General features: G+C 33.9%; 11 protein-coding genes. All 11 read left to right on the forward strand.

Annotation, left to right across the window (positions count from 1 at the left end):
- Nucleotides 1-158: 158 nt before the first annotated feature.
- From FDN13_RS07870 to FDN13_RS07920, 11 genes are read left to right on the forward strand one after another with little or no spacing between them, the layout of a single operon-like run.
- On the forward strand, nucleotides 159-1445 hold the full coding sequence (locus FDN13_RS07870) for an amidohydrolase family protein (RefSeq protein WP_138979697.1): 1287 nt from the start codon (nucleotides 159-161) through the stop codon (nucleotides 1443-1445).
- An 11-nt stretch (nucleotides 1446-1456) separates the two neighbouring features.
- Entirely contained in the window at nucleotides 1457-2539 is a 1083-nt protein-coding gene (locus FDN13_RS07875; RefSeq protein ID WP_138979698.1) for a 4Fe-4S binding protein, read from the forward strand.
- Nucleotides 2540-2543: 4 nt separating this feature from the next.
- Nucleotides 2544-3332 carry an FAD binding domain-containing protein gene (locus FDN13_RS07880; protein ID WP_243120196.1) on the forward strand — a complete coding sequence of 263 codons (789 nt, stop codon included), beginning with the start codon at nucleotides 2544-2546 and terminating at the stop codon, nucleotides 3330-3332.
- Nucleotides 3332-3784: a (2Fe-2S)-binding protein gene (locus FDN13_RS07885; protein ID WP_138979700.1), complete on the forward strand. Its 453-nt coding sequence runs from the start codon at nucleotides 3332-3334 to the stop codon at nucleotides 3782-3784. Before FDN13_RS07880 ends, FDN13_RS07885 begins: the two co-directional genes overlap by 1 nt.
- Entirely contained in the window at nucleotides 3781-6090 is a 2310-nt protein-coding gene (locus tag FDN13_RS07890) for a xanthine dehydrogenase family protein molybdopterin-binding subunit (RefSeq protein ID WP_138979701.1), read from the forward strand. The genes FDN13_RS07885 and FDN13_RS07890 overlap by 4 nt, the downstream gene beginning before the upstream one ends.
- Nucleotide 6091: 1 nt before the next feature.
- The gene (locus FDN13_RS07895) at nucleotides 6092-6664 is read left to right on the forward strand and encodes a nucleotidyltransferase family protein (RefSeq protein ID WP_138979702.1); all 573 of its coding nucleotides are present in this window, start codon (nucleotides 6092-6094) and stop codon (nucleotides 6662-6664) included.
- A 2-nt stretch (nucleotides 6665-6666) separates the two neighbouring features.
- Nucleotides 6667-8808: a xanthine dehydrogenase family protein molybdopterin-binding subunit gene (locus tag FDN13_RS07900; protein WP_138979703.1), complete on the forward strand. Its 2142-nt coding sequence runs from the start codon at nucleotides 6667-6669 to the stop codon at nucleotides 8806-8808.
- Nucleotides 8798-9274, forward strand: coding sequence for a (2Fe-2S)-binding protein (locus FDN13_RS07905; protein WP_138979704.1), 477 nt, complete (start codon nucleotides 8798-8800; stop codon nucleotides 9272-9274). Before FDN13_RS07900 ends, FDN13_RS07905 begins: the two co-directional genes overlap by 11 nt.
- Nucleotides 9268-10089: an FAD binding domain-containing protein gene (locus FDN13_RS07910; RefSeq protein ID WP_138979705.1), complete on the forward strand. Its 822-nt coding sequence runs from the start codon at nucleotides 9268-9270 to the stop codon at nucleotides 10087-10089. The genes FDN13_RS07905 and FDN13_RS07910 overlap by 7 nt, the downstream gene beginning before the upstream one ends.
- An 18-nt stretch (nucleotides 10090-10107) precedes the next feature.
- A complete protein-coding gene (locus tag FDN13_RS07915) occupies nucleotides 10108-11334 on the forward strand; it encodes a YgeY family selenium metabolism-linked hydrolase (RefSeq protein WP_138979706.1) in 1227 nt (408 codons plus the stop codon).
- A 1-nt stretch (nucleotide 11335) separates the two neighbouring features.
- The gene (locus FDN13_RS07920) at nucleotides 11336-12319 is read left to right on the forward strand and encodes an ornithine carbamoyltransferase (RefSeq protein WP_138979707.1); all 984 of its coding nucleotides are present in this window, start codon (nucleotides 11336-11338) and stop codon (nucleotides 12317-12319) included.

A 12319-nucleotide genomic window follows, 5' to 3' on the forward strand; every position in this document is an offset into this window, starting at 1 on the left:
ATTAATAATAAGAATAAATTCAAATAAACGGTAAAAATCAAGCAATATCTGCCAAACATATAATCCTACTTAATATGTAAATATTGTAAATAATACCATAAAGCGTATAATATAATTAAGAGGAAAATGAAGGAATTTTTGAAAAAGGAGGAGGTTGTTTGAAGGCTTTAATAAATGCTAACATCTATGATTTTATGAATTTTCAAAAAAATAAATATATATTATTTGATAATAAAATAGAGGAAATAGGTGATATGAAGGATTTTAAATACAAAGAGGAGGCTTATGACTGTAAAGATTCTATAGTTATGCCAGGGCTTATAAATTGTCATACTCATGTTTATTCTACCTTTGCAAGGGGAATGAACATGCCTTTTAATCCAAAGAACTTTATGGATATACTTTATCAGCTTTGGTGGAAGCTTGATGGAAATCTTGATAAGGAGGCAATATATTTTAGTGGACTTATCTATGGCATTGATTGTCTAAAGTGTGGGGTAACTACGATAATAGATCATCATGCAAGTGGCCTTTATATAAGGGGAAGCCTAATGGAACTTAAAAAATCATTATGCGATTATTTAGGGTTAAGAGGGATATTTTGCTTTGAAAGCAGTGATAGGTTTAATATAGATGAATGTATTGAAGAGAATATTGAATTTTGCAAGAAAGCCTCGGACAAGCACTGTGGAGTATTTGGTATGCATGCATCTTTAAGTTTGAATGATAAAAGCTTAAATAAAATATCTAAAGCTATAGAGAATACTCCAATACATGTACATGTTGCTGAGAGCATAGATGATGTATTGGACTGTTATAAGAAATATGGTAAATCGATAGTTGAAAGACTTGATAGCTTTAATCTTTTAAAGGAGAATTCTATTTTAGCTCATTGCGTGCATATAAATGAAAAGGAAGCACAGATAATATCTGAAAGGAATTGCTATGTTGTATTAAATCCTACTTCCAATATGAACAATGCGGTCGGGGTTTCTAATTACGATGTACTAAGAGAAAATAACATAAAGTGTATGATTGGCAATGATGGCCTTGGGGCAAATATTACAAGGGATTATCTTAATATATCATTTGCTATGAAAAATAGATTGAAAAGCCCTACTAAATTTTCATTGGAGGATTTAAAAAATGTTATAAATAATGGATACGAATATGTTTCAAAAATGCTTGGTATAAAAATAGGGAGAATAGAAAAGGGTTATTGTGCGGATATGATAGTAGTGCCCTATAATCCACCAACTCCAATTGATGAATCCAATATATTAGGACATGTTTTTTATGGAATGTTTGATAATTTCCATCCCAGGTATGTATGGATAGATGGTAATTGTCTTTTAAAGGATTACAATCTTACCTTTGATGAAACTGATATATATGAAAAATCAAAAGAACAGGCCCAAAAGGTTTGGAGAAGGATAGAAAATTGAGAGGTGAGTTTATGGATTTAAGTACAAGTATAGGAGGTATAAGTTTAAAAAACCCTATTATGCCAGCATCAGGACCACTTGTTTCAAGCTATGAAAAGATGATTGCTCTTGAAAAAATGGGAGTTTCATGTATAGTATCAAAGACTATATCAAAGGAAGCTGCAAAGGTTCCAAGACCATGTATTATAGGTGATAATAACAGCATATATAATGCAGAGTTATGGTCTGAATATCCTTTTGAATTTTGGTTAAGTGATATTTTGCCAAAGTTAAAGAAAAACCTTAAGGTACCTTTGATAATAAGCGCTGGCTATACTAAGGAAGATATGGAATTCTTGATTCCAAGGCTTGATGAATTTGCAGATGCCTTTGAAATATCAACCCATTATATAGGCAAGGAACTTAATGTTATTGGTGATACTGTAAAGACAATAACTAACCTTACTAAAAAGCCAGTTTTTATAAAAATAAGTCCTCATATTACAGATGTTCTGGAATTTGCAAGAGTGGTTAGGGAAAATAAAGCTGCTGGTATTGTTGCTATAAACTCCTTAGGTCCTGGAATGAAAATAGATTTAAAAAATAGAAGGGTTTTAGTTGGAAACGATAAAGGAGAACTTTGGATTTCAGGGCCTTCTATAAAGCCAATAGCCCTTGCAATAATAAATAGGATAAAGAGGTTTATGCCTGATTTTACTGTAATTGGAGTGGGAGGAATAAAAAACGCAGAGGATGTTTTAGAGTTTCTTCTTGCAGGAGCAGACGCTGTTCAGATTTTATCCTCTGCAATGCTAATGGGGAAGCAGATATATGAAAAGATAATTGAAGATCTGCCTATAGCCCTTGAAAAATACAATTTTAGTAGTGTAAAGGATGTTATTAAAACTTCCCTTGAAATACCTTTAGTTAAATTTGAGCCAAGCTATCCTAAAATTGATAAAAACAAATGTATTCTCTGTGGATTATGTGAAAAAATTTGCCCTTATTTTGCGTTAAATGTGGATAAAGAAGTTTATATTGATTATAAAAAATGCTTTGGATGCGGTCTTTGTCAGTCTAAATGCCCTGCAAAGGCTATATCGGCAGTTTTTTAAGGAGGTGCTTTTTTTGAAAATAAAAAATTTTTTCAGGGCAGAGAGTCTTAAAGATGCTTATGAAGCATTAACTAATGGAGGTACTATACTTGGAGGAGGAGCTTTTTTACATCTTTTAGATAATGAAGTTGAAATTGCTGTTGACCTTTCAAGATTAAATCTAAACTATATATTAGAAAAAGAAGATGTAATTGAGATAGGCTCCTATACAACGTTAAAAGAAATAGAAGATAGTAGTATCCTTTCATCATATTTTAATGGAATACTATCAAAAGCAGCATCAGTTATAGCTGGGGTACAGGTTAGGAATATTGCAACTATAGGGGGATGTATAGGAGGATGCTATGGCTTTTCTGACATTTTAACTTGCCTTTTGGCCCTTGATGCAAAGGTTCAGTTATATAATAGAGGAATAGTTTCCATGGAAGAATTTATTGAAAATAAAGATACAAAGGATATTATTGTAAAAGTAATAATTAAAAAGGATGAAAAAAAAGCTTCGTTTTTAAGTATGAGAAACAGCTATACTGATTTTTCCATGTTAAATGTTGCAGTTTCAAACTTAAAAGGAGGTATAAAAATAGCCGTTGGAGCAAGACCTCTTGTAGCTTCTTATGCATATAAGGCAATGGATTATTTAAAAGAGAATGGTTTGAATGATGAAACAATAAAAAGGGCAGGAGAAATAGCAAGGGATACATTAAACTTTGGAAGTGATATCAGGGCTTCAAGTGAATATAGAAAGGAGCTTTGCAGCGTTCTTGTAAGAAGGGGACTTGAGGAGGTGATATAGTGAAAATACATGTAAGGGTAAACGAAAAGGATAGGGAAATGGAGATTCAAGGAAGTGAAACAGTTTATGATATACTAAAAAGCCTTAACATAACAAGCGTTAGAAAATCCTGTGATACTGGAGTTTGTGGGCTTTGTACTGTACTTTTAAATGGTAAGCCAATACCATCCTGTTCATATCTTGCAGCTAAAGCTGATGGATGTTCAATAACAACTATTGAGGGAATAGAAGAAGAGGCAGAGAGATTTGGAAAACTTATGAATGAAGAAGGTGCTGTTCAATGTGCATACTGTTCCCCTTCCTTTGTACTTGCGGTAGTATCTATGAAAGACAATTTAAAGAGCTTTGACGATGAGAGTATAAATAGATATCTTGCAGGTAACCTTTGCAGATGCTCAGGGTATCAAGTACATTTAAGAGCAATTAAAAGGTATTTAGGGGTGATAGAATGAAAGAGGTAAAAAAGTCAACTCCAAAGATAGAAGGAATGGGACTCATAAAAGGAAGGCCAGCCTATACAATGGATTTTGTTCCTTCAAACAGCCTTGTAATTAAAATATTAAGGAGTCCCTATCCCTTTGCAAGGATTAAAAATATTAATACTGAAAAGGCAGAAAAACTTCCTAAAGTTGCTTGCGTATTAACATTTAAAAGTGTTCCAAGAAATATAGTAACAAGGGCAGGTCAAGGTTATCCAGAGCCTTCACCGCATGATAAATTTATACTTGATGAGTATGTAAGATATGTTGGTGATGAAGTTGCTGTTGTCGCAGCAGAAGATGAGAAGACAGCTATAGAGGCTTTAAATTTAATTGAGGTTGATTATGAAGTTTTAGAGCCTGTTCTTGATTTTGAAAAGGCTGAAGGGAATCCTTCAATTATTCATCCTGAAAAGGAATGCCACGAGATGTTTCCAATAGGATATAATCCATCTAAAAATATAGCTGCTGAATATAATATGGAATTTGGAGATGTAGATGAAGTATTAAAGCGTTGCGAATATGTTGTAGAAGAAACATATTATACTCAGCCTCAGGCTCATGTTGCTATGGAGCCTCACTGTTGCTTTGCTTATATGGACATACAAGGAAGGATAAATATAGTTTCTTCAACTCAAACGCCTTATCATGTAAGAAGGATAGTAGCAGAGGCTCTTTCTATTCCCATTGAGAAAATAAGAGTGATAAAGCCTAGAATTGGAGGAGGATACGGAGGTAAACAAGCTCTTCATGGGGAATTTTATGTAGCTCTTGTTACATTAAAAACGGGAAGACCAGCAAAACTTGAGTATACAAGGCAGGAGGTTTTTGAAGCAACCTATACAAGGCATCCTATGAAGATAGAAGTTAAAATGGGTGCCGATAAAAATGGCAATATTAAAGCTATTGATATGCATATACTTTCAAATACAGGTGCTTATGCAGAACATGCACTAACTGTATTTATGGTTGCTGGATCTAAGACTCTCCCTCTTTATAATAAAGCAGAGGCAGTAAGGTTTGGAGGAAAAGTTGTATACACAAATCATACTCCTGCTGGAGCATTTAGAGGATATGGTGCTGTACAGGGAAACTTTGCCCTTGAATCAACAGTTGACAAGCTTGCGCAAAAATGTGGAATTGATCCGGTAGATTTTAGAGCAATGAATATGATTAAAGAAAAGGAAACATCTCCAATATTTAAAATAATGGGGGAAGGTACTGAAGGAGTTGACATGATAGTTGAAAGCTGTAAACTTGATTATTGCTTAGAAAGGGCAGTTCAGCTTAGCGGCTATAAGAAAAAAGATAAACGGGCTAAGAAAAATAATAAAGTTAGAGGTATAGGATGTGCTATTGCGATGCAGGGTTCTGGAATACCTGCAATAGATATGGGTTCTGCACTTATAAAGTTAAACGATCAGGGTTTTTTCAATCTATTAGTTGGTGCAACAGATATAGGTACAGGCAGTGATACTATACTTGCTCAAATTGCTGCTGAGGCTTTAGGAGTTTCAGTTGATAAAATAGTAGTTTATTCCTCAGATACAGATCTTACTCCCTTTGATTGTGGTGCTTATGCATCAAGTACAACTTATGTTTCAGGGAACGCTGTTAAAAAAGCAGCAGAAAAGATGAAAAGTATAATAATTGAAGAAGGAGCGAAGGTACTTGAAAAGGAAGTTTATGATGTTGAGTTTGATGGGAATATAATCAAAACTAAAGATGGAGAAAAGCAAATCACATTAAAGGACCTTTCTACAAATCTTTTCTATAGCAAAAACCAAAAACAGCTTGCTGTATGTGAATCATTTTGCGGTGAGGTTTCTCCTCCACCTTTTTTGGCAGCTTTTGCTGAGGTTGAGGTTGACATTGAAACAGGAAAAGTTGATTTAATAGATTATACTGCAGTAGTAGATTGTGGCACGCCTATAAATCCAGCTCTTGCAAGGGTTCAAGTTGAAGGAGGAATTGTTCAGGGAATTGGTATGGCAATGTTTGAAGATGTAAAATACAGTACTAATGGGAAGCTTTTAAATAACAGCTTATTAACTTATAGAATTCCTTCAAGGCTTGATGTTGGCAAAATAACGGTTGAATTTGCAGATAGTTTTGAAACTACAGGACCTTATGGTGCAAAATCTGTAGGAGAGATTGGAATAGATACTCCCCCAGCAGCTATAGCCAATGCTATATATAATGCAGTAGGTGTTAGGATAACAAAGCTTCCTATAAAACCAGAGGATGTATTAAAGGCATTGAAAGAAAAGGAGAGATAGTTTGAAAATAGATGGAGTAATACTTGCAGCAGGTTTTTCAACAAGGGCTAATACTTTTAAAATGACTTTGGAATTTAAAGGTAAGACCATATTAGAAAATGTCATAGATAATATGAGTTTATATGTTGATAGAATAATCATTGTTGGAGGATATAGGATTGAGGAAATAGAGAAAATAGTCAAAAGATATGAAAAGGTTGAACTTATATTTAATGATAAATATGAAGAGGGTATGTTTAGTTCTATAAAGAAAGGGATATCTAAGGTAAGTGGAGATAAATTCTTTTTAACGCCAGGGGATTACCCTTTAATTAAGCCCTTTGTATATAAAAAGCTTTTGGAATGTGAAGAGGATATTGCAATTCCCGTATATAATGGAAAGAGGGGGCATCCAATCCTTATAAATAGCAGGCTAATAGATAATATTTATAATCCAAAATATACAAATTTAAGAGAATTTATAAAGGATAATAATGTTCAATTTATTGATGTTGACTGCATTGGTATTATTAAGGATATTGATACAATGGAGGATTATAGGGAAGCATTAAATCTTAACGACAAGGGGGGATAACTTTGATAAGGGATATAGGAGAACCTATTAAAAGGGTTGATGCTAAGTCAAAGATATCTGGAGATGAGAAATATACCTGTGATGTAATTTTTAAAGATATGCTCTATGCAAAGACTTTAAGGTCAAGGGAAGTTAGGGCAAAAATAAAGTCGATAAAATACCCTGATCTTACAGAGGGTTATTATATAATAGATAAAAATGATGTGCCAAAGCTAAACAGAGTTAAAATATTAAAATATGATATGCCAATTTTTGCTGATGGGGTAGTAAATTATTTAGGAGAGCCAATAGCAATAGTAGTTGGTAAAGATAAAAAGGTGATAGAGGATATAATTTCAAAGATAGAGGTTGAATATGAAAAGATAGAACCTATACTTTCAATAGAAGAGGGGCTTTGCACAAAACAACCAATATATGGTGATAACAACCTGTTTGCAGATTATAAGTATTGTAAAGGGAATATTGATGATGCAAAAAAGAGGGCAGCTTATGTATTTGAGGGAGAATATGAGACGGGTTATCAGGAGCAGTTTTACTTAGAAACACAGGGGGTTATAGCGACCTTTGAGGATGATAAAGTTACGGTTTATGGTTCTATGCAATGTCCTTACTATATTAAAAATGCTCTTTTAGAATGTCTTGGATTTGATGAGGATAAAGTAAGGGTTGTTCAGTTTGCAACAGGAGGAGGTTTTGGAGGGAAAGAGGACTATCCTTCTTTAATAGCAGCACAGGCTGCCTGTGCTGCTATTAAGACTAAAAAGCCTGTAAAAATTGTTTACGATAGGGATGAAGATATAGAATTTACAACAAAAAGGCATCCTTCAAAGATAAGGCTTAAAAGCTATCTTGATTCAGAATATAAAATAATAGGTATGGAAGCAGAAATAATACTTGATGCTGGAGCCTATGCAAGTTTATCAGAGGTTGTTCTTCAAAGAGCTATGTTTGCAATAAGTGGGGTATATAATATTGAAAACCTTTGCGTAAAGGGAAAGGCAGTTGCAACTAATAAGGCAATTAGTGGTGCTTTTAGAGGCTTTGGAGCACCACAGGCTTTCTTTGCAATTGAAATGCATATAGAGCATACGGCAAAGAATTTTAAAATTGATCCTTTGGAGTTTAAGGTAAAGCATCTTATAAAAAAAGGGGATAAATCCTCAACAGGAGGAATATTTAGAGAAGAGGTAAGGCTAAAAGAGATGATAGATAAAGCTTTAGAAATGTCATCCTACAATGAGAAGAAGATAAAATTTAAACAGGAAAAAAAAGATGGTAAATTAAAGGGAATAGGAATGAGCCTTTTCTTTCATGGAGGTGGATTTACTGGAAGTGGAGAGAGGGATCATATTAAGGCAAAGGTTAAACTTGTTAAAGATGAAGAAACTGTTGAAATACTTGTTTCAAATGTTGAGATGGGACAAGGTGCCTCAACAACTCTTAGAAAAATAGTAGCCTACACTCTTAACTTACCAATTGAAAAGATAATATTTAATAACCCTGATACTGATAAAGTCCCAGATTCTGGACCTACTGTTGCATCAAGGACAACGGTTATAGTAGGACAGATTTTAAAGGTAGCTTCAGAAAATTTAAAGAAAAGATGGAATGAGGGTAAAAGAGTTGAGATAGAAGAGAGCTTTAAATATCCTGAAGAATATTTTTGGGATGGTGAGAATTTTATAGGGGATGCATATACATCCTATTCCTTTGGGGTAAATGTTGCAGAGGTTGAAGTTGATCCTATAACTTATGAGTGTACTATTAATAACTTTTATGCAGTTTATGATATAGGAAAAGCAATAGATGAAAGGATAGTAAAGGGACAAATAGATGGAGGTATTGTTCAGGGCCTTGGCTATGGAGGAATTGAAGTTATGGAAAATATAGATGGAAGATTTAAACAAAGAACAAGTTCTGATTATATAATCCCTACATCGATGGATGTTCCAAATATTTATAGCCATCTTTTATGTGAGCCTTTTAAATATGGTCCTTATGGTGCAAAGGCTCTCGGAGAATTACCTATTGTTGGGGCAGCTCCAGCTTATGCTCTTGCCATTGAAGATGCTTTAGACATTGATATATGCAGTATACCTGTAAGGCCAGAGAAGATTTTGGAGGTAAAAAAATATGGAAAGTAAAATAAGATTTATTTTAAATGGTGAGGGAGTAGAAGTTAAATGTAGTCCTCTAAAAAGGCTTTTAGATGTTTTAAGGGAAGATTTCAATCTTTTAGGAGTTAAAGAAGGTTGTGGAAAAGGGGAATGTGGTGCATGTTCTGTTTTAATTGATGGTGAGCTTATAAATTCCTGCATATATCCTATTGCAATGGTTGAGAACAAATCGGTTGTTACAATTGAAGGTTTCAGAAAAACTAAAAAATTTGAAATATTAAGCAAAGCTTATGAGGATGTTGGGGCAGTACAATGTGGCTTTTGTACTCCAGGGATGATAATGGCTTCTGAAGCTCTTTTGAGTAAAATACCAAATCCTTCTGATAAAAATATAAGGGAAGCTCTTTCAGGTAATCTTTGTAGGTGCACTGGATATAACATGATTGTAGAGGCTATAAAGCTTGCAGCTAAAAGAGGTGAAGGGATATGGTAAAGGCATATAAACCTTCATGTTTAAAAGATGCATTAGAAATTATAAACAATAAAAAATGTTTACTCTTTGCTGGTGGAACGGACATTATGATAAAGAAAAAGAGTTTTTATAGTGCTGAATATAACTTTGAAAACGTACTCTTCTTGCATTCTATAGATGAATTAAAGGGTATAGTGAGTGAAAATAGTTATATTAAAATAGGATCTTGTTGCACATTAAGTTATATAGTACAAAGTAAACTAATACCTAAAACTTTTAAAGATGTGGTAGAGTCTATGGCATCTCCTGCTATAAGGAATGTTGCAACAATAGGAGGCAATATTTGTAATGCATCTCCAGCTGGAGATACTCTACCTTATCTTTATGCTGTAAATGCTATTTTAACACTTGAGAGTTTAAGCGGCAAAAGAGAGGTTTATATTGGAGATTTTATAAAAGGACCTAAGATAATAGATATAAAAAATGATGAAATATTAACTGAAGTTAAGATACCTGTTGAAGATTTTGATATTTCTATATTTAAAAAGGTTGGTACAAGAAAATCAACAGCTTTGTCAAAGGTTTCCTTTGTAGGACTTGCAAAGAAAAAAAACTTAAAGGATATAAGGATTGCCTTTGGAGCCGTTGGTCCAACAGTTGTGAGAAGTAGGGAGATTGAAGAGAAAATAATTAATATGGATATAAAAGATATTCATAAAATAATTGATATGTATAGCAATATAATTACTCCTATCGATGATCAAAGGTCTACTTCATTATATAGAAAAGAGGTATCCTTAAGACTTCTTGAAAACTTTTTATTGTCTTTTAAATAATTTTTTATAGGTGATGTTATGGAAAAGGAATTTAAAGAAAAAGAAATTTTAAAACTTGCTGAGAACTATAAAGAGGATATTAGCAAGTTTTTGAGGGATATGATAGCTATCCCAAGTGAGAGTGGTAATGAGAAGGAGATTATACTTAGAATTAAAGAGGAAATGATAAAGGTAGGCTTTGATAAGGTAGAGATAGATCCAATGGGAAATGTACTTGGATATATTGGGAAAGGGAAACACATAATTGCAATGGATGCTCATATAGATACTGTTGGTATTGGAGATATTTCTCTTTGGGATTATGACCCTTATATGGGTTATGAGGATGATGAGATAATAGTAGGAAGAGGAGCAAGCGACCAAGAGGGTGGAATGGCATCAATGGTATATGCGGGTAAGATAATAAAGGATTTAAACCTTTATGATGATTATACATTGATTGTTACGGGAACGGTTCAGGAAGAGGATTGTGATGGACTTTGCTGGCAGTATATCATAAATGAAGACAAGATAAGACCAGAATTTGTTGTAAGTACAGAGCCAACATCCTGCAAAATTTATAGAGGGCAAAGAGGAAGAATGGAGATTAAAGTTACAACAAATGGTATAAGTTGCCATGGTTCAGCCCCTGAGAGAGGAGATAATGCTATATATAAGATGGCACCTATAATAAATGATTTAAAAGGATTATCAGATAACCTTGGTTATGATGAGTTTTTAGGAAAAGGTTCTCTAACGGTATCTGAGATTTTCTTCTCATCTCCTTCAAGATGTGCTGTTGCAGATAAATGTACAATTTCAATAGATAGAAGGCTCACATTGGGCGAAACATGGCAAAGTGCACTTATAGAAATTGAAAATCTTCCATCAGTTAAAAATGCAAAGGCACAGGTTTCTATGTATAGCTATGATAAGCCTTCCTATACAGGACTTATATATCCTACGGAATGCTATTTTCCAAGCTGGATGATTCCAGAGGATCATGATGTGTGCAAAATTCTGGTTAATTGCTATAAAAGACTGTTTAAAGATGAGCCTGTAATTGATAAATGGACATTTTCTACAAATGGAGTAGCTATAATGGGAAGATACAATATACCATGTATTGGTTTTGGCCCAGGACATGAGGAGGAAGCCCATGCTCCAAATGAAAAAACTTTTAAAAGTGAGCTTGTAAAATGCGCAGCAATGTATGCACTAATACCTATGATGTATGTAAATTTTATACAAAATAAGGAGGGTTAATATGCAAACTTTATTTAGAGGGAGACATTTTATAACTCTTCAGGACTATACAAATGAAGAGATAGAAACTATGCTTGAGGTTTCTTTTGATTTAAAAAAGAAATTTGCGATGGGAATTAATACTCCATACCTTCTTTACAAAACAATATTTTTAATGTTCTTTGAGCAGTCAACAAGGACAAGAAATTCAATGGAGGCAGGCATAGCCCAGCTTGGAGGACATGCTAATTATCTTGATACGAGCACTATGCAAATAAGTCACGGTGAAAGTGCAAAGGATACAGCTATAATACTTTCAAGATTTGGACACGGAATTGCTTGTAGGAACTGTTTTTGGGGGATTGGGAATAAATATTTAATGGAAATGGCAAAGTATTCAACTGTACCAATAATGAACCTTCAATGCGATCTTTATCATCCTATGCAGGCCCTTGCAGATTTGATGACTATCAAGGAAAAATTTGGTGATACAAACAAGCTAAAAGTATCGATAATCTGGGCCTATGCAACAAGCCATAAAAAGCCTATATCAGTTCCAGTGTCTCAGGTTCTTTTGTTCCCAAGGTTTGGTATGGATGTAACTCTTGCTTATCCTATAGGTTATGAACTACCAGACTGGGTAATAGAAAAGGCAAAGAATTATGCAGAGAAATATAAGGGTAGTTTAAAGATAACTCATGATATGGAGGAGGCATATAGGGATGCAGATGTTGTTATACCAAAGAATTGGGGTAGCTGGGTTACCAATCCAAGTAAGGAGGCTATAGATGACCTTCTTGAAGCAAACAAACACTGGAAGTGTACTGAAGATATGATGAAGTTAACAAGCAAAGACTCTATATATATGCATGCTCTTCCAGCAGATAGAAATAATGAGGTTGAAGATTCTGTAATAGATGGACCACATTCTGTCGTATATGATGAGGCTGAAAACAGGCTACATACAGCAAAAGCTGTTATGACTCTCCTTATAGGAGGAAAGTGA

The sequence above is a fragment of the Caloramator sp. E03 genome, assembly GCF_006016075.1.
Classification (GTDB): domain Bacteria; phylum Bacillota; class Clostridia; order Clostridiales; family Caloramatoraceae; genus Caloramator_B.